General features: G+C 34.6%; 28 protein-coding genes, 1 tRNA gene, 1 pseudogene, 1 riboswitch and 1 other annotated feature. Of the genes and pseudogenes, 5 read left to right on the top strand and 25 right to left on the bottom strand.

Annotated features, from left to right (window positions below):
- The 14 genes and pseudogenes from rplL to VZL98_03250 form a co-directional block, all read right to left on the bottom strand.
- Nucleotides 1-387 (bottom strand): 50S ribosomal protein L7/L12, encoded by a 387-nt coding sequence (rplL, locus tag VZL98_03315; protein ID WVH63998.1) that lies wholly within the window; start codon nucleotides 385-387, stop codon nucleotides 1-3.
- A gap of 24 nt (nucleotides 388-411) precedes the next feature.
- The gene (gene rplJ / locus VZL98_03310; protein WVH63997.1) at nucleotides 412-948 is read right to left on the bottom strand and encodes a 50S ribosomal protein L10; all 537 of its coding nucleotides are present in this window, start codon (nucleotides 946-948) and stop codon (nucleotides 412-414) included.
- Between the two features lie 51 nt (nucleotides 949-999).
- Nucleotides 1,000-1,123: a sequence feature (ribosomal protein L10 leader region), on the bottom strand.
- Between the two features lie 45 nt (nucleotides 1,124-1,168).
- Entirely contained in the window at nucleotides 1,169-1,894 is a 726-nt protein-coding gene (rplA, locus tag VZL98_03305; GenBank protein WVH63996.1) for a 50S ribosomal protein L1, read from the bottom strand.
- 41 nt (nucleotides 1,895-1,935) lie between these two features.
- Nucleotides 1,936-2,361 carry a 50S ribosomal protein L11 gene (rplK, locus tag VZL98_03300; protein WVH63995.1) on the bottom strand — a complete coding sequence of 142 codons (426 nt, stop codon included), beginning with the start codon at nucleotides 2,359-2,361 and terminating at the stop codon, nucleotides 1,936-1,938.
- A 92-nt stretch (nucleotides 2,362-2,453) separates the two neighbouring features.
- Nucleotides 2,454-3,017 carry a transcription termination/antitermination protein NusG gene (gene nusG, locus VZL98_03295; protein WVH63994.1) on the bottom strand — a complete coding sequence of 188 codons (564 nt, stop codon included), beginning with the start codon at nucleotides 3,015-3,017 and terminating at the stop codon, nucleotides 2,454-2,456.
- A gap of 27 nt (nucleotides 3,018-3,044) precedes the next feature.
- Nucleotides 3,045-3,254 (bottom strand): preprotein translocase subunit SecE, encoded by a 210-nt coding sequence (secE, locus tag VZL98_03290; GenBank protein ID WVH63993.1) that lies wholly within the window; start codon nucleotides 3,252-3,254, stop codon nucleotides 3,045-3,047.
- Between the two features lie 16 nt (nucleotides 3,255-3,270).
- Nucleotides 3,271-3,420, bottom strand: a complete 150-nt coding sequence (gene rpmG / locus VZL98_03285; GenBank protein WVH63992.1) for a 50S ribosomal protein L33 — start codon at nucleotides 3,418-3,420, stop codon at nucleotides 3,271-3,273.
- A 235-nt stretch (nucleotides 3,421-3,655) separates the two neighbouring features.
- Nucleotides 3,656-4,486, bottom strand: coding sequence for a metallophosphoesterase (locus VZL98_03280; protein ID WVH63991.1), 831 nt, complete (start codon nucleotides 4,484-4,486; stop codon nucleotides 3,656-3,658).
- Nucleotides 4,487-4,604: 118 nt separating this feature from the next.
- Nucleotides 4,605-4,763: a hypothetical protein gene (locus VZL98_03275; protein ID WVH63990.1), complete on the bottom strand. Its 159-nt coding sequence runs from the start codon at nucleotides 4,761-4,763 to the stop codon at nucleotides 4,605-4,607.
- Nucleotides 4,764-4,781: 18 nt separating this feature from the next.
- Nucleotides 4,782-5,360 (bottom strand): methyltransferase domain-containing protein, encoded by a 579-nt coding sequence (locus VZL98_03270; GenBank protein WVH63989.1) that lies wholly within the window; start codon nucleotides 5,358-5,360, stop codon nucleotides 4,782-4,784.
- Nucleotides 5,353-5,958 carry a CoA pyrophosphatase gene (locus VZL98_03265; protein ID WVH63988.1) on the bottom strand — a complete coding sequence of 202 codons (606 nt, stop codon included), beginning with the start codon at nucleotides 5,956-5,958 and terminating at the stop codon, nucleotides 5,353-5,355. Before VZL98_03265 ends, VZL98_03270 begins: the two co-directional genes overlap by 8 nt.
- A 1-nt stretch (nucleotide 5,959) precedes the next feature.
- Complete coding sequence (locus tag VZL98_03260; protein ID WVH63987.1) at nucleotides 5,960-6,229, bottom strand: acylphosphatase; 270 nt, start codon at nucleotides 6,227-6,229, stop codon at nucleotides 5,960-5,962.
- Between the two features lie 8 nt (nucleotides 6,230-6,237).
- Nucleotides 6,238-6,873, bottom strand: a complete 636-nt coding sequence (locus tag VZL98_03255) for an HAD hydrolase-like protein (protein WVH63986.1) — start codon at nucleotides 6,871-6,873, stop codon at nucleotides 6,238-6,240.
- 240 nt (nucleotides 6,874-7,113) lie between these two features.
- Nucleotides 7,114-8,143: pseudogene (locus tag VZL98_03250) on the bottom strand (IS6 family transposase).
- 120 nt (nucleotides 8,144-8,263) lie between these two features.
- Between VZL98_03250 and VZL98_03245 the strand changes: the two are divergent.
- Entirely contained in the window at nucleotides 8,264-8,680 is a 417-nt protein-coding gene (locus VZL98_03245; protein WVH63985.1) for a secondary thiamine-phosphate synthase enzyme YjbQ, read from the top strand.
- A gap of 52 nt (nucleotides 8,681-8,732) precedes the next feature.
- On the opposite strand, the gene VZL98_03240 is transcribed toward VZL98_03245, so the two are convergent.
- The 3 genes from VZL98_03240 to tuf form a co-directional block, all read right to left on the bottom strand.
- Nucleotides 8,733-9,251 (bottom strand): GNAT family N-acetyltransferase, encoded by a 519-nt coding sequence (locus VZL98_03240; GenBank protein WVH63984.1) that lies wholly within the window; start codon nucleotides 9,249-9,251, stop codon nucleotides 8,733-8,735.
- Between the two features lie 50 nt (nucleotides 9,252-9,301).
- Entirely contained in the window at nucleotides 9,302-10,495 is a 1,194-nt protein-coding gene (locus VZL98_03235; GenBank protein ID WVH63983.1) for a pyridoxal phosphate-dependent aminotransferase, read from the bottom strand.
- Between the two features lie 211 nt (nucleotides 10,496-10,706).
- A complete protein-coding gene (tuf, locus tag VZL98_03230; GenBank protein ID WVH63982.1) occupies nucleotides 10,707-11,900 on the bottom strand; it encodes an elongation factor Tu in 1,194 nt (397 codons plus the stop codon).
- Between the two features lie 174 nt (nucleotides 11,901-12,074).
- Here tuf and VZL98_03225 point away from each other — a divergent pair.
- A tRNA-Thr gene (locus VZL98_03225) sits at nucleotides 12,075-12,150 on the top strand.
- Nucleotides 12,151-12,224: 74 nt separating this feature from the next.
- On the opposite strand, the gene VZL98_03220 is transcribed toward VZL98_03225, so the two are convergent.
- Together VZL98_03220 and VZL98_03215 are read right to left on the bottom strand one after the other, a co-directional pair.
- Nucleotides 12,225-13,541, bottom strand: coding sequence for an ISL3 family transposase (locus VZL98_03220; protein WVH63981.1), 1,317 nt, complete (start codon nucleotides 13,539-13,541; stop codon nucleotides 12,225-12,227).
- Nucleotides 13,542-13,884: 343 nt separating this feature from the next.
- Complete coding sequence (locus VZL98_03215) at nucleotides 13,885-14,358, bottom strand: hypothetical protein (protein WVH63980.1); 474 nt, start codon at nucleotides 14,356-14,358, stop codon at nucleotides 13,885-13,887.
- 234 nt (nucleotides 14,359-14,592) lie between these two features.
- Nucleotides 14,593-14,699: riboswitch (TPP riboswitch) on the top strand.
- A gap of 40 nt (nucleotides 14,700-14,739) precedes the next feature.
- On the opposite strand from VZL98_03215, the gene thiW reads away from it, so the two are divergent.
- The 3 genes from thiW to thiE are packed head-to-tail and all read left to right on the top strand — an operon-like array spanning nucleotide 14,740 to nucleotide 16,674.
- Entirely contained in the window at nucleotides 14,740-15,252 is a 513-nt protein-coding gene (gene thiW / locus VZL98_03210) for an energy coupling factor transporter S component ThiW (GenBank protein WVH63979.1), read from the top strand.
- 10 nt (nucleotides 15,253-15,262) lie between these two features.
- Complete coding sequence (thiM, locus tag VZL98_03205; protein ID WVH63978.1) at nucleotides 15,263-16,060, top strand: hydroxyethylthiazole kinase; 798 nt, start codon at nucleotides 15,263-15,265, stop codon at nucleotides 16,058-16,060.
- Nucleotides 16,039-16,674: a thiamine phosphate synthase gene (gene thiE, locus VZL98_03200; GenBank protein ID WVH63977.1), complete on the top strand. Its 636-nt coding sequence runs from the start codon at nucleotides 16,039-16,041 to the stop codon at nucleotides 16,672-16,674. The genes thiM and thiE overlap by 22 nt, the downstream gene beginning before the upstream one ends.
- Before the next feature lie 193 nt (nucleotides 16,675-16,867).
- Here thiE and VZL98_03195 read toward each other — a convergent pair whose 3' ends face one another.
- The 6 genes from VZL98_03195 to cysS form a co-directional block, all read right to left on the bottom strand.
- Nucleotides 16,868-17,053 carry a hypothetical protein gene (locus VZL98_03195; GenBank protein WVH63976.1) on the bottom strand — a complete coding sequence of 62 codons (186 nt, stop codon included), beginning with the start codon at nucleotides 17,051-17,053 and terminating at the stop codon, nucleotides 16,868-16,870.
- Between the two features lie 298 nt (nucleotides 17,054-17,351).
- Nucleotides 17,352-17,747 carry a hypothetical protein gene (locus VZL98_03190; GenBank protein ID WVH63975.1) on the bottom strand — a complete coding sequence of 132 codons (396 nt, stop codon included), beginning with the start codon at nucleotides 17,745-17,747 and terminating at the stop codon, nucleotides 17,352-17,354.
- Between the two features lie 292 nt (nucleotides 17,748-18,039).
- Nucleotides 18,040-18,408: a DUF1667 domain-containing protein gene (locus VZL98_03185; protein ID WVH63974.1), complete on the bottom strand. Its 369-nt coding sequence runs from the start codon at nucleotides 18,406-18,408 to the stop codon at nucleotides 18,040-18,042.
- 94 nt (nucleotides 18,409-18,502) lie between these two features.
- Entirely contained in the window at nucleotides 18,503-19,036 is a 534-nt protein-coding gene (locus VZL98_03180) for an NYN domain-containing protein (protein WVH63973.1), read from the bottom strand.
- Entirely contained in the window at nucleotides 19,029-19,760 is a 732-nt protein-coding gene (gene rlmB / locus VZL98_03175) for a 23S rRNA (guanosine(2251)-2'-O)-methyltransferase RlmB (GenBank protein WVH63972.1), read from the bottom strand. The genes VZL98_03180 and rlmB overlap by 8 nt, the downstream gene beginning before the upstream one ends.
- Before the next feature lie 7 nt (nucleotides 19,761-19,767).
- Nucleotides 19,768-21,162 (bottom strand): cysteine--tRNA ligase, encoded by a 1,395-nt coding sequence (gene cysS, locus VZL98_03170; protein WVH63971.1) that lies wholly within the window; start codon nucleotides 21,160-21,162, stop codon nucleotides 19,768-19,770.
- Nucleotides 21,163-21,257: the final 95 nt, after the last annotated feature.

Here is a 21,257-nt window from a genome sequence, read left to right as displayed (position 1 = left end):
TTACTTAAGCTCTACAGTAGCTCCAACTTCTTCAAGTTTAGTTTTGATTTCTTCAGCTTCTTCTTTTGAAGCGCCTTCTTTAACTGCTTTAGGAGCTTCGTCAACTAATGCTTTAGCTTCTTTTAGTCCAAGACCAGTGATGTCTCTAACTACTTTGATAACTTTGATTTTTTCTGCTCCAGCGTTAGCTAGCATTACGTCAAATTCAGATTTTTCTTCTGCTGCAGGTGCGTCTGCTCCAGCTGCAGGTGCTGCTGCTACTGCAGCTACAGGAGCTGCTGCTGATACTCCAAACTCTTCTTCAAGAGCGCTAACTAGTTCTGATAATTCTAATACTGTAAGTCCTTTAACTTCTTCAATTAAATTTAATACTTTTTCTGATGCCATTATAATACCTCCAAAATTTTTAAATTATGCTGCTTCTTGTTCTTTCTTTTCTTTTACTGCGTTTAATGCGTAAACTAAACTGCTTAATGTTCCGGTACATACATTTGCAAATCCTTGGATTGGAGCATTGAATCCACCAAGTACTTGAGCGATAAGTACTTCTCTTGATGGTAAAGAAGCAAGTGATTTGATTTTATCAAGTCCGATTATTTCACCATCAACTACGCCGGCTTTAATCACTAATTTATCATGATCTTTTGCAAAATTCTGTGTAATCTTTGCTACTGATGCCGGATCATCCATACCGAAAGCCAATGCATTTGGTCCAGTTAAAAATTCGCAAAAATCTTCAAGTCCTGCTTCTTTGAAAGCAAATTGCATTAAAGTGTTTTTGTAAACTTTATAGTTTACTCCACTTTCTCTGTAAAGCTTTCTAAGTTCAGTCAAATCAGATACTGATAAGCCTCTGTACTCTACTAGAACCATTGATTGTGCATTATTGATGTTTTCAACTATTTCAGCTACGACATCTTTTTTAGCTTGTAACACACGTTCCTTCACTATTTCACCTCCGCTTGGCTACTTAAGAATTATCCGATGTAATAAACTAATTACATATTATAAAAAGGTCTCTCCACGACGTGGAAAGACCATTATTTCAATGATAGTTCTCCACCTCTGTAGGATGATTAAACCATTTGGTCCCTACGGTCTTCGGTAGCCTATTTATTTGACTATATGATTATATCATTTATATGATATATGTCAACTATTTTAAAAATTATTTATCTTCAGCTTTAGCTTGAACTGCTTCAGTTAATCTAGCACCGTTTAATTTAATTCCAGGTCCCATTGTTGATGAGATTGAAACTGATCTTAAGTATCTACCTTTAGCTGCTGCAGGTTTAGCTTTGATGATTGCTGTAATAATAGTTCTTAGGTTATCGTAAAGTTTTTCATCGCCGAATGAAACTTTTCCAACTGGTACGTGGATAATATTTCCCTTGTCAAGTCTGTACTCTACCTTACCTGCTTTAACATCGTTGATAGCTTGCTCTATATCAAATGTTACAGTTCCTGACTTAGGGTTAGGCATTAAACCTTTAGGTCCAAGTATCTTACCAATTCTACCTACAACACCCATCATGTCCGGTGTAGCAATAGCTACGTCAAAATCCAACCATCCTTCAGTTTGGATTTTTTGAGCAATGTCTTCTGCTCCAACGAAGTCTGCTCCAGCTCTTTCAGCTTCAGCAGCTTTTTCGCCTTTAGCGAATACAACAACTCTAAGAGTCTTACCAGTACCATGTGGTAGTACCACTGCGCCTCTTACTTGTTGGTCAGCATGTCTTGAGTCAACACCAAGCTTAACGTGAAGCTCTACGGTCTCATCAAATTTAGCCTTAGCTGTTTCTTGCACTAATTTTATTGCATCTTTTAAATCATAAAGCTCAGCTCTATCTACGAGCTTCGCACTTTCTTGATATTTTTTTCCTCTTTTGTTCATCTTGATCCTCCTTGTGGTATTAGCGGATATCCTCCCACTTATTAGCCTTCGACAGTTACACCCATGCTTCTTGCAGTTCCTGCTACCATTCTCATAGCAGCTTCTACATCAGCAGCGTTTAGGTCAACCATCTTTAATTCAGCAATTTCTCTAACTTGAGCTTGCGTAAGGTTTGCAACTTTATCTTTATTAGGAACTCCAGATCCTTTTTCAATTCCAAGAGCCTTTTTAATTAAAACAGGTACCGGTGGAGTTTTTGTTATAAAACTAAATGATCTGTCTTGGTATACAGTCAAAACAACCGGAATTATATATCCTTCTTGTGATTGAGTTTTTGCATTGAATTCCTTAGTGAATTGCATTATGTTTACACCATGAGGTCCAAGTGCGGTACCTACCGGTGGTGCAGGAGTTGCTTTTCCTGCAGGTATTTGTAATTTTACTATTGCTTGTACTTTTTTAGCCATTGTAATCCTCCTAAAAAGTTGTGGTTTGGCGGGGTTTTCCCTCCCACTTCGATCTATAACCTCTCATTTATTATTCGAGTTATCTTCTAAATTTATACTCTTTCGATATTATCATAATCCAGTTCAACAATGGTATCTCTACCAAAAATTGAAACAGAAGCTTTTAACTTTAGCTTCTCAGGACTTATCTCTTCTACCTTGCCGACAAATCCTTCAAAAGGTCCATCTATTACCTTGATAGAATCTCCGACATTTAAATCCATTTCAGGTATCGAAACAGTTTGCACCCCAAATGCTTTTACTTCTTTTTCTGTCAATGGTACGGGTTTAGAACCCGGTCCCACAAAGCCTGTAACCCCTCTTGTATTTCTAACTAAAAACCATGATACATCAGTGATTATCATTTTAATTAGAACATAGCTGGGAAACAATTTTCTTTCTTTAATAGTTTTTACACCATTTTTGGTTTCGACATATTCTTCAGTAGGCACTGCAACTTCGAATATATCATCGATATATCCTCTGTTTTCAACCATCTTCTCAATATTGTCTTTAACTTTGTTCTCATGACCCGAGTATGTATGTACTACATACCATTTGGCCTCTTTTGCTCTTTCTGCGTATCTTTCATTTTTGTTGCCATTGTCTTCGTTCATATCTTTGGGCTATGCCCTACCTCCTCATCACTTAAGAATAATTAGATTAAGAAGTTGTGTGAATGTTAGGTCTAAGCCATATACAATAGCTCCTACAAGGACTGAAATCAAAATTACAACTGAAGTGTAATTAATTGTTTCTTTCTTGGTTGGCCAGATAACTTTTTTAAACTCCGATCTAACACCCTTAAGGTATCCTTTACCTTTAGTTGCAGGAGTTTTGCTCTTTTGTTCCATCTGAATTCCTCCTTAATTACCTAGTCTCTTTATGAGCAGTGTGAGTTTTACAGAATTTACAGTACTTTTTCAATTCGATACGTTCATTTGTTGTTTTCTTGTTTTTTGAAGAAGTGTAATTTCTGTTCTTGCATTCGGTACAAGCTAGCGTTACTCTATCTCTCATAGTACACCTCCCGTGGGATATTTAATCGAGACGGGCAATTCCCAGTCTCAATTACATCTATATAAACTATCATAGTAGAACCCCGTTGTCAATATAAATTTAATATTTTTTATAGTATTTTTTGAAATATTTTATAAAATTATACCTTAGCATAAATCCATTATATAAAACCATTATCTTTTTTCGCATATCTGATGCAATAAATCTTTTATATACATTATATACATATAAATAACTAATCCTCATTTGATAAAGTCACAATGACGAGCTCCGGCCTATTATTTATTCGCACACTCAAAATTGAATTGCCAAGCCCCCTACTGACGACCATACTCGTTTTATCCTTAGTGTAGACTCCGCTGGTATACTTTGGAAAAAGACCTTGATTGGGAGCTATGACGCCACCAATAAAAGGAATGCGAAATTGTCCTCCATGCGCATGCCCGGTAAGCACCAAATCGGCACCTGCGTTCACATAACTTTCAAATATTTCCGGTCTATGAGACAGAGTGATTGAGAAGTAGTCCCTATCTAGAAGTCGTTCGAGTTTCTTTTCTAGTGTCAGGTCTGCTAACCCCTTTAAATCATCTCTTTTTATAAACTCAGGATCTTCAAGACCTATAATCTGAATCTTGCTTCCTTCCCATTCTATAAATTCAGATCTGTCATCCATAATCACTACACCTGATTTTATCAATCTGTTTTTCAATTCCGGATAATTCTTAGTCCAAGCCTCATGATTGCCGGTAACATAATATACCGTGGCAACTTCAACTGCCCTGTTGACAAAACTCATCGCAATACCTATGTTCGTTTTATTCGCGTCAATTAAATCTCCCGTAATGCATACTACATCCGGCTTTTCTTTTTCAAGTTTTCGGATAAGCTGATCTTTCCAATCCTTATTGTGCAAATCCGATACATGTGCAATTTTAAAACCGTTAAATTCAGTAGGTAGTTTAGTGTCCTTAATTCTCAATTGAGTTACTTCAATTGTGAAATTTGTCCAAACTATCCATATGATGATTATTATTGCCGGAATACTTAATTTCTTAACAGTTCTCATAAATACCTCTATAAAACTTCCTCTAGTATAGCTACATTAAAACCCGGAGCTCATGATTCCCCTAAAAATATAGAGTGAAAAATAAATTATTCTGAAACTTGTCACTATTTTATAAGTTCTATTTATACGCAGTAATAGTTGAATTCCTTAAATAATGTTTTAAATTTAGTTCTGTGTCCAGACCCCATTTAGATGCATATTCATCAGATACGAATTCTGTGTCTATATCAATATCCCTAAATCCGGCATTTTCTAATATTTCATGTAACCTATCCAAGGTCACGGCTCCGGCTACTCAGGTACCGTACATTTTGGGATCATTGATGACTTTACTTGGTAACTCCTCATAAAGTGTTATATCTGATATACCAATTCTCCCTCCGGGTTTTAAAACCCTGAAAATCTCACTATATACCCTATCCTTTTCCGTAGATAGATTTATAACACAATTACTTAATACTATGTCAGCTGTATTATCAGCGACCGGTAAATTTTCTATCTCTCCCAGCCTAAATTCCACATTCTTAAATCCTCTTTTCATGGCAATCTGTCTGGCTTTGGTTACCATATCATAGGTCATGTCAACACCGATGACATATCCCTCATCTCCAACTTTCTTTGAGGCGATAAACACATCCATGCCCTTGCCACATCCTAGGTCTATAACGACTTCACCATTTTTAGGCTGAGCTTTCTCTTGAGGATTACCACATCCTAAGCCCATATTTGCTTCTTCAGGTACCATTTCAAGTTCTTCTTTGGAATAACCTATTGCTTTTCCTAATTCATTAGCATCTACTTTTATACCCGCTTTTTCATTAGCGACATTTTTATAAAAAGTACTTACAGATTTTTTTATTTTTTCTTTATCCATTATTCTCTCCATAAATAATTTTTGTGAAACCCATGATTATTTTAGCTGTTAAACCCCATAATAGCGGACGGATATCCTCATACATATAAACAGTCTTTACCACGGGATAAAATTTATACTTATTTCCATTGGGAAGCAGTTCATAGGGAAAATCTTTAGGGAAATTAACTTCATAATTATGGCTGTAATCCCTTGGTTTTACCTTTTTAAAATAAGAACATTCAACAGAAAACACATCATCAACTTCAGAATTCAATACAAGCCTTGAAAGATCATCGTATTTATAATTGAAGACAAAAGGATAGACTACTCCTATAGGTTCTACCACATAATCGGATTTACCGACATACTCTAAATCTTCCTTTGGGATACCAATTTCCTCTTCAATCTCCCTTAGTACACATTCATAAAGACTTTCACCATCCTCTTTTCTTCCTCCGGGAAGTGAAACATCATTTGGCTGTGAAACTGTCGAGCTTCGTATTTCAAAAATTATTTTTTTATCTTCCTTTGGTCCAAAAAGTATAATCCCCACTGCAAATTCTCTATTAACTCCAAAAGGTTTGGGTTTATATGAACTGAATCTTTCTAAATACATTTTAATTACCTATCGTAAAACCTTTCTCATCTTTATTTAAGTCCATTTCTGTCTTGAATATTTTATCAATTCTTATAAAGCGATCCTCTTGCAATCCTTGACATAAGTCCTCTATCCTATCCACTTTTCCTTGAACTTCCATTACAACCGTTCCGTCATAATCGTTAAAAACATAGCCGGTTAACCCCAGTCTTCTTGCAATTTCCATGCTTTTAAATCTAAAACCGACTCCTTGCACCCTTCCAACAAATACAATTCTATATCGTTTCATAAATACACCTAAAGTATCTCCGGAAGTGCTGCGATATCGTCAATAACAAAGTCCGCTCCGGAAGCTAATAGTTCATCCCTGCTCCCAAATCCATAGGTAACGCCAACCGAATCTATACCGTTTACATCTGCTCCTTCAATATCGTGGTATCTGTCCCCTACCATAATTGTTACCCTCTTTTCAAGCTTATTATTCATAATCACATATTTAATGATGTCTTCCTTATGGATTCTCGAAGTATCTAGAGTTGCCCCGTAAATCCCATCAAAATAATGATCGACTCCAAAATGTATCATTATTTTTTCAGCAAAAACTTGAGGTTTTGCAGTAGTTAGATATAATTTCTTTCCTCTTTCTTTAAGAACTGATAACACCTTTTCCACGCCATCATATAGCGTATTCTCAAACAAGCCGTCAACGCTATAGTATTCCCTGTAGACTTCCACAGCTTTCAAAGCACTTGTCTTGTCCATATTGTATTTAATCATAAATGAATCCAATAATGGTGGACCAATGAACGAATTCAAATCACTCTCGCAATAATCAATATTAAAATACTCCAAAGCTTTTATAACACCCTTAAAGATTCCTTTGGAATTGTCTGACAATGTACCATCTAAATCTAATAGTATATTTTCGTACATAGCTCCTCCCGTTTTGTTTTTTTACTACAAATTTAGTATACCATATAATTAATCCCCTTCAAATCGTATCAATCATAGATTATTTTTTTCTGTATATGATAGAATAAGAGTATCAACGGTAATGTAAACTTAAAATGAAAGAATAGAAAAAACAATAGAATATATTCACAAAAGTACGAATAATTATAATAATGATGAGATTATTTACTCAACTAAAGCCTAACTTATTTGAGTAAAAAATCAAGCAGCTATCAAATATTTGTGTTGCTCAGCCTCAGAGATATCAAGACCAGCTACTTTAGCAGGAGTCATATCGTTTAAAGAACTATGAGGTCTAATAAAATTATAGTAGAAAACAAACATGGAAATAATATTGTTAGCATCTTCAAAGCTTTCAAAACCACGCTTTGTTTTATACCAAGACTTAAACTGAGAGTGAAAAGATTCAATTAGATTATTTGAAATATCGTCGTGAAAACTTTCAACTCTAATATGTTCTTGGTCTGGGAAATAGACCTCAATTGGTTTTAAATAGGCACTGTAGCGATCAGTGACCAAAGAGTTAGGACAACCATGTTCTTTTGCAGAATTAATCAACTCAAAAGCAGAATCAGAATTTCTGTGAGGAGATAGGTTAAAATCTACGATAAACCTGGTTTCAGAATCTTCAACAAACCAAATATATGATTTAATCCCAGCAACTTTGACTACGGTTTCATCCAAATGCCACTCATCAGAATTTAGATCTAGATAAGACTTAAAATAATCTGAAATTTCTTTAAAGGCAGGAGCAAACCCCGATACCCAGCTATGGATAGTAGTGTGACTAACTGACACATTAAACAGGGTTTTCATCAAAAAAGCACACTCTCTAAGAGAGTTTTTACCGATGAAGTAAAGGTGCATGGCTTTTAAAACTATATTAACAGGAAATCTGAGTCCTTTAAAATGGTCTTTACCGGTAAGGTTGGAAATCAATAGGCATGGCTTTAGAAACCTTAAAAGAGTGATTACAAGACTTATCACAACACCTAAGATTGCTATAGTAAGTAAAGTCATGATGAAGAAAAGTAGCCTTACCACAAACAGTACAAGGCTGATATTTTCTTGAAGGTAGCTTACCTATTATGGTATTTGGATTATTAGGTGCAAACTGTCTATTACATGATCGGCAAAGATATTTTTGATATCCACGAGAATCAAAGCCGTAACGATAAAAAGACGAGTTATTGTTGCATCTTGGGCAGATAAGTGATACATTATTATTCATAAGAGTTCATTCCTTTCTTGGGAGTACTGGTTTTGTGGATAAAACTATTGTATCACAAGGGGGCTGGACTCTTATTCTTTTTTAAGTTTACGGACCGGTATCAACTATTCGGAGGTTAAAATGAAATCATTTAGAAAAGAATTAATTATCAAGACTGATGACAGAAGAGAATACATAAATATAACTCGCGATGTTCAAGAAGCCATAAGAGAGAGTGAAATTAAAGAAGGATTTGTACTGGTCAATGCAATGCACATCACCGCATCAGTATTTATAAACGACGATGAGTCCGGGCTTCACCATGACTTTGAAGTTTGGCTTGAAAAACTGGCTCCTGAAAAGCCGTACAATATGTATAGACATAATGGTTACGAAGACAATGCCGATGCTCATCTTAAAAGACAGATAATGGGTAGAGAAGTCGTAGTTGCCATAACTGAAGGCAGGCTTGATTTCGGACCTTGGGAACAAATCTTTTACGGAGAATACGACGGAAAAAGAGCTAAAAGAGTTTTGATTAAAATAATAGGTGAATAATAATCGGTAACTGCCAAGAGGTAGTTACCGATTATTATTCTGTATATTAAGATTAAATGTCCAGCTTCATATACACAGCCGGAAAGTGCTCTCCATCTATTTTAAAGAAAGAATCCAGTTCTCCATATTTTACAAACCCAAACTTTTTGTATAATTCAATCGCAGGTAAATTTTCAGATAGCACTTCCAAAGTTACAAGACTGCATCCAAGATTCTTTATCTTTTTAAGTATATGCTCAACAAGTAAACTCCCGATGCCATGTCTCCAGTATGCTTTTTTTACACTTATGGCAAAATTAGCCCTATGCTTGAGACGCTCATTAGAATAAGCATCAAAACTGCAATTTCCTATTATTTCTTCATCATAAATCGCCAAATAAATACCCGCTCTGGGATTATTTTTAAGACTTTCTAAAAAGTTTGTTTCCTGTTCCAAGGTATAAGACAAACCCTCTTCTCCAAAGGTGAGGTTTCGAGACTCCCCACCTACTTGCTTTAAATATACCAGTAATTGTTCTGCATCATCCGGTTCAGCTTCTCTTATAATTATCTTACTTGTATCGATTTTCATTTCAACACCCTTTTTCGAGTTTACAAACAAGTCCTATTTCTTACTCTAAACTATCGTAAATTTTTCACATCTTCCATTAAGCTCGCAAATGCAGGAAGAGAGTTTTCTATACAGGCTTTAGATACACAGTATGCAAGTCTTACATATCCTGGTGCAGAAAACGCAGACCCCGGTACCATGAGTATATTATGTTGTTTGCCCATTTCAATAAAAATCCTCTCATCTTCTATAGGTGATTTTACGAATAGATAGAAAGCTCCTTGTGGAAGTACGCATTCCAGTCCCAATTCCTTTAATCTATTATAGAGCAGTTTTCTGTTTACATCGTAAAAATCTAAATCCACAGCTGCATCTATACATTTTCCTATTACCCTTTGAATAAGAGATGGAGCATTTACAAAGCCCATTATTCTGTTAGCAATTGTTGCAGCTCCCATTATATCCTCTGAACATGAAGCCTCATCAGGTATCACCAAGTAACCAATACGCTCACCCGGTAGTGATAGAGACTTGCTATATGAGTATGCTACTATTGTATCATCATAGTACTTGGTCAAATATGGAACTTCGACCCCATCATATACTAGCTCTCTGTAAGGTTCATCTGAGATTAGATATATGGTTTTATTGAGTTCACTCTCTTTGGCTCTCAATACCTCAGCAATCTTTACTATCGTATCTTCAGAATAAACCACTCCGGTAGGATTATGAGGTGAATTGATTATTACAGCTTTGGTTTTATCATTTATAGCTGATTTTAAAGCATCATAATCAGGCATAAAGCTGTCCTTTAAGGTATCAACTTCCACTAAAACCCCATCATAATTTCTCACATAATTCCCGTACTCTAAAAAGTAAGGCTTTAAAACTATTACTTCGTCACCGGGATCCAAAAGAGTTTTAAATATTATATTCAGTCCGGCAGCAGCACCAACTGTCATAAGTATATTATTTGAAGTAAAAGAAGTTCCGTGTTTTTTATTGAGTGAATTTGCAACAACTTCCCTTACATCTTCAAAGCCTTGATTACTCATGTACCCATGTAGTAAAACGGGATCCTCATTTTCGATCAAGTCGATAATTGCACGATTCACTTCGATAGGTGCAGGTACATTGGGGTTTCCCAGACTGAAGTCATATACATTATCAGAGCCATACTCCGCTTTTAGTTTCTTTCCTTCCTCAAACATTGCTCGAATAAGTGAACTCTTACCGAGAAATGATGCCATTTTTTTAGATATCATAATTAACCTCCATAATAACTGATATACTATTTTTTAAAGATTGCAATCATTAATAGCAATCCGGTACAAAATAAAATTAGAATCAAAATTTTAATAAGTATATTTAAAATCCATATTAAATTCTTTTTCATATCTTCCCCTTTTATGCTTTAGTGCAAAAGGTTTTTGGATAAAGAAAAGGCGGTGATATAATCACCACCTTTAATATTTATTATTCGATAACCTTAGTTACAACTCCGGCTCCAACTGTTCTTCCACCTTCTCTGATTGAGAACTTTTGTCCTTCTTCAATCGCGATTGGTGTGATTAGTGTTATTGTGAACTTTGCGTTGTCTCCAGGTACTACCATTTCTACGCCTTCTGCTAACTGGATGTCTCCGGTTACGTCTGTTGTTGTGAAGTAGAATTGTGGTCTGTAGCCTGAGAAGAATGGTGTATGTCTTCCACCCTCATCTTTGGTTAATACGTATACTTCTGATTCGAATTTTGTATGAGGTTTGATTGAGCCTGGTTTAGCTAATACTTGGCCTCTTTCGATTTCGCTTCTTTGTACACCTCTTAATAGTAGTCCTACGTTGTCTCCTGCTTCCGCTTGATCAAGTAGTTTTCTGAACATTTCTACTCCTGTTACTACTACTTGTCTTGACTCTTCAGTTAATCCTACGATTTCTACTGTATCTCCAACTTTGATTGTTCCTCTGTCTACTCTTCCTGTTGCTACTGTTCCTCTTCCTGTGATTGAGAATACGTCTTCTACAGGCATTAAGAATGGTTTGTCTGTATCTCTTTCTGGTTGTGGTATATACTCGTCTACCTCTTCCATTAGTTTTACTATCTTGTCTCCCCACTCTCCGTCTGGATCTTCTAATGCTTTTAATGCTGATCCTACTACGATTGGTGTATTGTCTCCATCAAAGTCATATTCTGATAGTAGATCTCTTACTTCCATGTCAACTAATTCGATTAGTTCTGCATCGTCTACTTGGTCTTCTTTGTTTAAGAAAACAACTATCTTTGGTACACCTACTTGTCTTGCTAACAGAATATGCTCTCTTGTTTGAGGCATTGGTCCGTCTGCTGCACTTACTACTAGGATTGCTCCGTCCATTTGTGCTGCTCCGGTAATCATGTTCTTAACGTAGTCGGCGTGACCTGGACAGTCTACGTGTGCGTAGTGTCTTTTGTCTGTTTCATACTCTACGTGAGATGTTGAGATTGTGATTCCTCTTTCTCTCTCTTCAGGTGCTTTGTCTATGTGTGCATAGTCGATAAATTCACCTGTTCCGAATCTCTTGCTTAGTACATAAGTTATAGCTGCTGTCAATGTAGTTTTACCGTGGTCTACGTGTCCTATTGTTCCTATATTGACATGCGGTTTGGTTCTTTCAAATTTTTCTTTAGCCATTATTCTCCTCCTAATCGTTTAGTCATTGTTTTAATAAAATGATTATATCATTATTATATCCATACTTCAACATTAAGGTATCACTAATTATATATAATAACTTAATTTCACATAAATTACAATTGGTTTGACATTATATATATTTCATTGTACAATAATATCTGACTTAAATACGCCCTCTTAGCTCAGTAGGTAGAGCGCTTCCATGGTAAGGAAGAGGTCGCCGGTTCAATTCCGGCAGTGGGCTCCATATAAAACGACTGAATTTAAACAGGTTCTTTGTCAAATAGTGTTGGTATATAAATTAATCACAAACTATTAATGTCAGGCAGCGTTAGCTGCCTGACGTTTTTTTACACTTACAGTGTCTTTTGGTACTATCATTTTCTTGCAAATTAATATTCGATTCCTAAAATGATAGTACGACCTGTATCCGAAAGCAACTCTTTTTAAACACTTAATAAAATTATTAATACCTTCTAAACATCCATTTGTAACATTCACTTCTAAGCAATTTTTTACGTACTCAAAGTCCTTTAAAAGCGTGTTAATACTAGTTTTCATAGCATCTGATACCTCATCTGAATAATATTCTAAATGTGCCTTTAAGGAGGCAATATCTCCGTTTTCTACATCCTTTAAAAGAATCTGATAACAATCATAAGTATTTAGAAGTGTTTTGTTGACACTAATACTATCCATAACCACATCTCTAGCACTTTTCCATCTTTCAAAATGTATCCACTTTCTAAAACCTGTAGAATTAAGCTTTAAATAAGGCTTTTGTATCAGCTTCCAATACCTTTTTAACCTTTTGTATTCCATAGAATACTTAGAAAAACCATTCATAACTTCTATTCTTGTTTTGTTCAATGCTCTAGATAAGTGGTTAACTATATGGAACTTATCAAATACTATCTTAGCATTAGGGAAAAGATCAGAAATTAGACTAATGTATGGCTGATACATATCTATACATATACTTTTAACCGATTCTCTAGCACATTCACTAAACCTAGAAAAATAGCGCTTAAGATAGTGTAATTGCCTGTTTTCAACAATATCGATAATATCATGAGTAATAGCATCACAGAAAATAAAGCTCATAGATCCTTTAGCGGTTTTTGTGGATTTAAACTCATCAAAACATAAATGTTCTGGTAAAAACTGATAATTAGGCTTAAACTGTTCAAAAGCTTGATCTACACATTTAGACACCGTAGAATGAGAAACATAATGTAAATTAGCAATATCTTTTTCACTTACTTTCATGGTCAAATTAGTTGTAATATGAGCTTTTACTCTATTAGAAATAAAACAATTCTTTTTAACAATATCAGTTTCAGCTATAAAAGTAGAATTACACTCCTTACATAAAAATCTCTGCTTTTTAAGTCTCAAGAAAGTAGGTTCGCCATTAAAAGGAAGAAGTTTAATATCAGAAGACTTAGTGCCGTGTTTAATAATGCTTGGGCTATGCACGTTACCACAAACGGGACAAACAGAAGCATTATAGGTAAGCCGGCCAAAAATCAAATTGTAAGAGATATTCTTCTTTTTAATCTTCTCGACATTTTCAAAAATCTCAATATTTTCATCTTTTAAATCTAATAAATTTAAGATATAATTACTAATAGACATAGTGGCCTCCTTATTTTTTTGTTGTAGTGATTAAATTATAAAGGAAATTGGTCACTATGTCTTTATTTTTTAAAAAGAAAATAGTGCCAGCAAAGAAACTAATATTTCTTCACCAACACTATAAATTATAGAGCCTTTAAACATTTGGTCGTTTTTTGATTTTTACTGATTATTCTAAATATACTTGTAAATTGGCGACAGTTTTTGTAGATTGGTAAAACATTGGTAACACATTATAAAAAAAGAAAGAAAAAAGCCAGGTCATAATAATCCCGGCCTTTTAAACTCCATTTAGTAAGTCTCCAATTCCTGTAACATAAAAATTAACTTGATTACTAAGAAATTAAAGATAGTAACTTACCAGTATTACAAAGTTTCGTATATATATTGGTATTAGAGAGACTGTATATATTAATCCTACGATAATCATACCCCTCTTCCAGATATTCAACCTTTCTTTCAATCTGATAAACAGTCTGCATAGAATATATATAAAATACATGCTAGTCATAAAGAACATTAAACATAGTGCTATAGTATCAATGCCTACAATCTGCTGATAATTAGTGTTCCTTAGAAAATAGCTTTCTGTTACAAACATAAAAGGCACAAAAGACATTATGACCGCAAATAATTCATAGAAAACCCCATTTACAGAATTCTGTTTCGCGAAGAGTAAATACATCGATATTATGAATGGAACTCCATAGAGTATCGCTAAATACTCGGTATTTAAAAATTTATTATCTATTAAACTGTATGGATAACGGTAAACCGTCATAAGTTTCATAAAGTATCCAGATATTATATTAGTCATTTTCAATCCTTTCATATGTAAATCAAAAGAGTCATAAATAATCCATCCTGACTAATCACTATGAACGCAAAGTATTTCCTTCCTTAACTGTATTATACATATGAATGTTAAATTCACATTAAATAATGCAGATATGACTGATTTATCATTTTATTAACATAAATTATTTGCATCAATTATAAGCAATATATAAAAGTTGACAGACCAATCATAATAGATTAGCATTAAACTATGTGAATACGACTAGGGAGCTTTCGTAAAAAGCTGAGAGGAAATTGTTGATTTCGACCTATTGACCTGATTTGGATCATGCCAACGTAGGGAGTCTTTTGAAATACACTGACTCTTAGTGTATTTTTTTGTATTTAAAGGGGGAAATTAATGAGGATTAGAGATTTAAAAACAAAACAATTGGTGATACTTTCAATGTTTATCGCAATAGGGGTTGTAATATCGCCAATTCTTAGAGTAGAGGGTTATGCTCCTATGCAGCATTTTATAAATATTGTCGTTTCAGTATTTATGGGACCTTGGGTAAGTTTACTTTGTGCAGTTATGATTGCATTTATTCGTATGATTACAATGTCTATACCGCCTCTTGCACTCACAGGAGCTGTCTTTGGGGCTTTTCTATCGGGGTATTTATATGAAAAATCAGGTAATAAACTATTGTTTGCCTGGATTGGTGAAATTATAGGTACAGGGATTATCGGCAGTATAATATCTTATCCGGTTATGCACTTTATTATGGGAAGAGGAGAACTGTCATGGTTCTTTTATACTCCATCCTTTACCATTGCCACGATTATGGGTGGTGGAGTCGCCATGATCTTTCTTTTTGCTCTGAAGAAGAACAAATTATTTGATAGAATTAAAATACTTATAAATAAATAGAGGTAGATAAATGACAGATCCAAATACTAATTCACAAAAAAAGATAAATTCACGTCATCTGATTCACTGTATCACTCATCCAATCGCAATAGCCGATATGGCAAATATAGTATTAACTATGGGCTGTAGTCCTATAATGGCTGAACACCCGGAAGAAGTAGCACAGATTACATCAGGGGCATCTGCATTACTATTAAATCTAGGAAATATAAGCGATACCAGAATAGAATCCATGAAAATTTCAATTTCTATTGCAAGAAAAAGAAATATTCCGATACTGCTCGATATCGTCGGTGTTTCTGCAAGTACATTTAGACTTAAATTAGCATATGAACTGCTCGAGGATTCTCCAATATGTCTAATAAAGGGAAATTATAGTGAATTAATTTCCCTTGCTAGCGGAAAGTCTACAACAAAAGGCGTAGACACTTCACATAGGGAAATACACTCTACAATAAAATCCATGTTAAAGGTAAAAAATAGAGCAAATTTCATCCTTGCAACCGGTGAAAAAGATATATTAATACACGAAGATAATGCTCATATAATATCCGGCGGAGACAAAAAGATGTCACAGATTACCGGAACCGGCTGTATGTTAGGTGCAGTATTGGCGTCTTCTATTGCCAATGACAAGAGTTTGGAAGCAACCATACACTCCCTATCAACTTATTTGAACGCCGGTGAACAAGCCGCTAAAAACAGCATTGGTCCCGGTAGTTTTAGAGTGTCCTTATTTGATTCTTTGAGTTTTTTCTACAATAATCCAAAGGAGGTAGATATAAGATGCGAAAAGATTTCGATTTAAGTCTATACCTTGTAACCGATAGGTCTAAAATAGGAGATGAGGTATTTTTAAAGAGAATTGAAAGCGCTCTTCTAAACGGTGTAACCATTGTTCAGTTAAGAGAAAAAAATCTCGACACAAATTCTTTAATCGAACTTGGAAAAAAACTTAAAAAGATTACCGATTACTACAATGTCCCTCTTATAATAGATGATAATGTAGAGGCTGTTTTGGCAATCGATGCTCATGGAGTACATTTGGGAAGTGAAGATATGAGTATTAGTAAAGCTAGAGAGATTCTAGGAGATGGTAAAATAATCGGAGCTACAGTAAAAACAGTGGAGTCGGGTCTAAAAGCAAAGGCTGCAGGTGCCGACTACTTTGGAGTAGGAGCTATCTTCCCTACAGAAACAAAGGTTAAAACCGTTTTAACTTCGATAAGTACTCTAAATAAAATCTTCGAAGTAACCGAGATTCCCATTGTAGCAATCGGAGGATTGGATGTAAGCAATATAGAGTCCCTAAAAGGATCTAGTGCAGAAGGAGTTGCAGTTGTCCGTGCAATAATGGATTCTGAAAACCCTGCAGTTTCTGCCTCTGAAATCAGAGAAAAAGTCGATTTTTATCTTAAATAGTCCAGATAGTAAAAAAGAGATTTTGAAATTTCAAAATCTCTTTTTTTACATATTTCTATAATATTTTTTAGAATTATCTTCACTTAGATGAACATACAATAGACAGATGTGCATGATTTGTTTTACAAGACTCATCATGCTCTTAATGTCCATTAAATTAAAGAATAAAAAAAAGCCTTACAAATGTAAGGCGCTATCTAGATCTTCTCCTTCCAAATCCCCTATTTTCAGAGACTTTGAAGAAGCTATAATCATTTAGAGATCTGGAACCTCTATCGATTAGAAATTCTCTATCAAATTTTCTAAATGCTTCAACAATCTTTCCTCTTATTCCGGTAATCTTTTTCTTTCTTCTAAAAAAATTAAATTTAAATCTCACCCGCCCACCTCCAAGTTTTTTTAAATAGTAAGACTATTTAAGGATGCTTTTCCTTACCATTTACTTTACCATAAATCTCATTCATCTTCAAATAAAAGATGTTAACATTAGATTAAACCTAAAGTATTCAGAATAATATATCCGGGATTTTCGATTTAATATATCGTAACCGACAAAAATACTCCAAGTTTTTTGCACTTGAAGTATTTATTTAAGCAATAGTATTTTATTTTTCTGTATTTTAAATTCTTAGCAAAGCTAAATCAGCTCTTGTTTACGCTCCATTATCTCAATGTAGTCAGTATGCCTTATCATAAAGGACATTGAACAACAATCCAAAATTTATGAAATACATTCCGTAAAACCATTTTAAATAAGGAATTATTATTGTAGCTGCGGCTGTTTGTGTGAACGCTGTTGTAATTATTATCGACAGTATGTTTATAGTGGTTAGTATAATTAAAATACCGCCATCATTCTTAAAGCTGAATGTTTTAAACATGGTGGCTACTAAAACTCCACAAATCCCATAGAATACTAATCCATACAAAAGTAATTTAGGAATAGTAATCTTAAATCCGGCTCTTAAAGACTCTACATATTTTGAGCCGGGTACGACATAAATCCCTATGTATAAGATTATGACATAAGCTATCAACATGAATAAAAAGGTAAATCTGTTCTTGTTTTCCACTTTTTTAATAACCTCCTCATAATAAATAGTTTTTAGTTCTATGAAATCGCGAATTATAACAATATCTACCGACGTCTATAATAGTTCTTCAATCTATATTTCAGTTGTAATTCTATTAATCATATTATGTATATATTTTTATATACCCCCTTTTATAATATCTTAATAATTTTAAAAATCCTTCTACCGGATTGGTAGAAGGATAATAAACTAATCGACTTTATTTATATCTACGAGTTATGATTTGTACTATATTCAAAACATAATACTTGAACCGGAAATAAATAAGCTATTATTTAGTATTTTCAGCTTTTAAAAGACTTCTCGTCGTAACGATATTTGAACCGGTTCCGGCAACATTTTCAATCAGCACCTGGCCTATTTGAGCCGGAGCTGATACTTTTATCTTATTGATTTCTTTCATCACATCAAAAATTTTGTCCTTGGGTATGGGTCTATCTGTCTTTACGGGAATAACTTGTAAAAAACCTCCTATGACTCTTACAGTCGATGATATATACCTTCTCGGATCGGTCATTTCCTGCATTCCATACTCCAATCCCCTTTTGCATTTATGCCCTTCTATGGTATATTGTCCATCTTTCTCTTCTATTGTGAGTTTACATCCCATAGGACAAGCAATACAGATTAAAGTCCTCAATATTTTAATCCTCCGGATAATAGATTAAATAGTACAAATAATAGCTAATATCAAAAAGGCATATAAGTGATTATCAATTATATGCCGCATTGATCTATTTGCTGTTTTTTCTCATGCCTTTTAATAAATCATCAAGCAGTCTTATATTGCTATCTTCTAATCTCACCAGATTTTTATCTTTTACTTTGACGAGGTTTTTCTTAATTCTCTTTGCATTAGATTTCACGCCATTGATTATCGCCTTCAGTTCTGAGGCTGAAATCCTGGTACCCCCACGCCCCAGGATGATTCTTTGAATCATGGCATCTGAAGTAGCAACTCTTACTATCTCTCTTCTGCCTATTAAGTCCAGCCTTCTCTCAATATACTGATCGGCAGTTTCATTTTCCTTAGTATAGATGAGCTCAATCCCTCTATATTGTTCTTCCCTTCTTATCGATCCCTTAACTTGATGTGCATCAAAAACCACAATAACTTTCTCATCGGTCATTTTAGCATATTCGCACAAGATATCTATTAACTTTCCTCTGGATGAATCCAAATCAGTTTCTAATTCACTCTTTAATTCTGACCAATTGTTAATGATATTATAACCATCTATTATTAAGTAGACTTTTTTTCTACGCATTTTGGCGAACTACCTCGTAGATTAAAATCGCAGCTGCATTCGATGCGTTGAGGGATTCTATTCGTCCAAACATAGGTAGTTTGATTAATTGATCACATCTTTCCTTAACGAGTCTTGTAATTCCTTTGCCTTCATTTCCAATAACCAGACATACATTGCCTTTAAGATCAGCTTGAGTATATAGCGTGTCTGCATCACCGTCAGCACCGTAAACCCAAATATTTTCTTCTTTAAGTCTATTTATTGTTTCAGCTATATTTGTTACTTTAGCAACTTTCATATAGGTTGTTGCACCTGCAGAAGCTTTGTGCACTGTGGTTGTAATCCCGGAGGATCTTCTTTTTGGCATGATGACACCATGGAATCCCGCCGTTTCAGCAGTCCTTATTATGGAACCCGTATTATGGGGATCTTCAATCTCATCTAAAATAATCAATCTAATAGCTTCATTTTTACTTCTTGCATACTCTATTATTTCATCAACTTCGTAGTATTTATAGTCGGATACATAAGCGACCACTCCTTGATGAGGTAATCCTTCCGATAATTCATCAAGTTTTCTTTTGTCTACTTCTGAGATTATTATCCGCTTATCTGAAGCTTTTGCGATAATCGCCTTTATTGATCCCTTAAGTTCGCCCTTTTGAATATAGAGTTTATCAACTTCAACTCCACTTTTTAATAGTTCCATAACGGCATTTCTGCCACATACGTATTGCTTCATAATCCACCTAATCCACTTTCTTCCAGATAACACCCGCAGGAGTATCTTTTAGCTCTATACCTTCTGCTTTAAGCATGTCTCTTATCTCATCAGCTCGAGCATAGTTCTTGCTTGCTCTGGCTTCATTTCTTTCTTTTATCAATGCTTCTATTCTACTGTCAAGAGATTTTTCGCTTTCTCTATATAGTAATCCCAAGACATCAGCTAGCAAAATAAAATTATCATATGCATATTGAAGTGCAGCCCTAGGTGTCGTTTCATTGATTTCAGTGTTAATTATCCTTACTATTTCAAATAAGGATGCAACTGCATCAGCGGTATTTATATCGTCATCCATTGCAGTTTCGAATTCGATTTTAGATTTATCTATAGCTTGAACAATGGCAGCATCTTCGCCATCATTTGCCACTTCGACTAATCTCTCCAATTTTTCTTTTGCATTGTACAATCTCTCGAGTGCATTTTTAGTTTGTTCCATTACTTCTTCGCTAAAGTTTATAGGATTTCTATAATGAGCTGAAAGTAGCCAAAGTCTCATAATCTCTCCATCGTATTTCTTGGCAATATCTCTTACCAGGAAGAAGTTATCAAGAGATTTACTCATCTTTCTATTGTCTACATTTATCATTCCATTATGCATCCAATAATTAGAGAATTTTTTGCCAGTCAATGTCTCAGACTGAGCTATTTCATTTTCATGATGCGGAAACTGTAAGTCTTCTCCTCCGGCATGGATGTCGATAGTATCTCCCAAAATAGATTTGGCCATTACCGAACATTCTATATGCCAACCGGGTCTTCCCATGCCCCATGGACTTTCCCATGCAGGTTCACTTTCTTCCTTACGTTTCTTCCATAGTGCAAAATCCAGAGGATTTCGCTTTTCAACACCTGCTTCAATCCTAGCTCCGGCTTTAAGTTCGTCTATATTCTTTTTAGAGAGCATACCGTAGTTTTTGCTTTTGGAAATATCAAAATATACATTTCCGTCTACATTATATGCAGCATTTTTTTCTTCCAAATCAGCCACGAATTTTACCATCTCGGGTATGAACTCTGTAGCTTTAGGATGAATAGTATGTTCTTCAAATATATTTAAACTTTTGGTATCTTCTAAGTAAGCATTGATGTACTTTTCTGTAATCTCTTTAAATGGAACATTTTCATCTTTTGCTTTATTGATTATTTTATCATCAATATCTGTAAAATTTGACACAAATCTTACATCATATCCCTTGTACAGGAGGTATCTTCTCAAAGTGTCAAAGACTACTATAGGTCTGGCATTCCCAATGTGAATGTAGTTATATACAGTAGGTCCACATACATAGATTCTGGCAACGCCTTCTTCTATAGTATTGAAATCCTCCTTTTTTCTTGTAAGTGTATTATATATCTTCATAATGACCTCCGTGTTAATAAAATCGCCTTTTCAGACGATTCTATTTATTGAAATCCTTTAACCATTTTTTTATTTTAGCAATAGCCTTGCCAATA

The sequence above is a fragment of the Peptoniphilaceae bacterium AMB_02 genome (assembly GCA_036321625.1).
Lineage (GTDB): Bacteria > Bacillota > Clostridia > Tissierellales > Peptoniphilaceae > Microaceticoccus > Microaceticoccus formicicus.
The sequence above is the reverse complement of the archived record's forward strand: the minus strand, read 5'-3'. Positions and strand labels throughout refer to the sequence as shown.

Coding starts and splice junctions, on each gene's coding strand:
- rplK (WVH63995.1), bottom strand. CDS start 2,361: ATGGCTAAAAAAGTACAAGCAATAGTAAAATTACAAATACCTGCAGGA.
- thiM (WVH63978.1), top strand. CDS start 15,263: ATGACAGATCCAAATACTAATTCACAAAAAAAGATAAATTCACGTCAT.
- nusG (WVH63994.1), bottom strand. CDS start 3,017: ATGAACGAAGACAATGGCAACAAAAATGAAAGATACGCAGAAAGAGCA.
- VZL98_03235 (WVH63983.1), bottom strand. CDS start 10,495: ATGATATCTAAAAAAATGGCATCATTTCTCGGTAAGAGTTCACTTATT.
- rlmB (WVH63972.1), bottom strand. CDS start 19,760: ATGAAGCAATACGTATGTGGCAGAAATGCCGTTATGGAACTATTAAAA.
- secE (WVH63993.1), bottom strand. CDS start 3,254: ATGGAACAAAAGAGCAAAACTCCTGCAACTAAAGGTAAAGGATACCTT.
- cysS (WVH63971.1), bottom strand. CDS start 21,162: ATGAAGATATATAATACACTTACAAGAAAAAAGGAGGATTTCAATACT.
- rplA (WVH63996.1), bottom strand. CDS start 1,894: ATGAACAAAAGAGGAAAAAAATATCAAGAAAGTGCGAAGCTCGTAGAT.
- VZL98_03220 (WVH63981.1), bottom strand. CDS start 13,541: ATGTCTATTAGTAATTATATCTTAAATTTATTAGATTTAAAAGATGAA.
- VZL98_03180 (WVH63973.1), bottom strand. CDS start 19,036: ATGCGTAGAAAAAAAGTCTACTTAATAATAGATGGTTATAATATCATT.
- VZL98_03280 (WVH63991.1), bottom strand. CDS start 4,486: ATGAGAACTGTTAAGAAATTAAGTATTCCGGCAATAATAATCATCATA.
- VZL98_03240 (WVH63984.1), bottom strand. CDS start 9,251: ATGAAAATCGATACAAGTAAGATAATTATAAGAGAAGCTGAACCGGAT.
- VZL98_03215 (WVH63980.1), bottom strand. CDS start 14,358: ATGACTAATATAATATCTGGATACTTTATGAAACTTATGACGGTTTAC.
- thiW (WVH63979.1), top strand. CDS start 14,740: ATGAGGATTAGAGATTTAAAAACAAAACAATTGGTGATACTTTCAATG.
- rplL (WVH63998.1), bottom strand. CDS start 387: ATGGCATCAGAAAAAGTATTAAATTTAATTGAAGAAGTTAAAGGACTT.
- VZL98_03255 (WVH63986.1), bottom strand. CDS start 6,873: ATGTACGAAAATATACTATTAGATTTAGATGGTACATTGTCAGACAAT.
- thiE (WVH63977.1), top strand. CDS start 16,039: ATGCGAAAAGATTTCGATTTAAGTCTATACCTTGTAACCGATAGGTCT.
- VZL98_03265 (WVH63988.1), bottom strand. CDS start 5,958: ATGTATTTAGAAAGATTCAGTTCATATAAACCCAAACCTTTTGGAGTT.
- rpmG (WVH63992.1), bottom strand. CDS start 3,420: ATGAGAGATAGAGTAACGCTAGCTTGTACCGAATGCAAGAACAGAAAT.
- VZL98_03260 (WVH63987.1), bottom strand. CDS start 6,229: ATGAAACGATATAGAATTGTATTTGTTGGAAGGGTGCAAGGAGTCGGT.
- tuf (WVH63982.1), bottom strand. CDS start 11,900: ATGGCTAAAGAAAAATTTGAAAGAACCAAACCGCATGTCAATATAGGA.
- VZL98_03245 (WVH63985.1), top strand. CDS start 8,264: ATGAAATCATTTAGAAAAGAATTAATTATCAAGACTGATGACAGAAGA.
- VZL98_03270 (WVH63989.1), bottom strand. CDS start 5,360: ATGGATAAAGAAAAAATAAAAAAATCTGTAAGTACTTTTTATAAAAAT.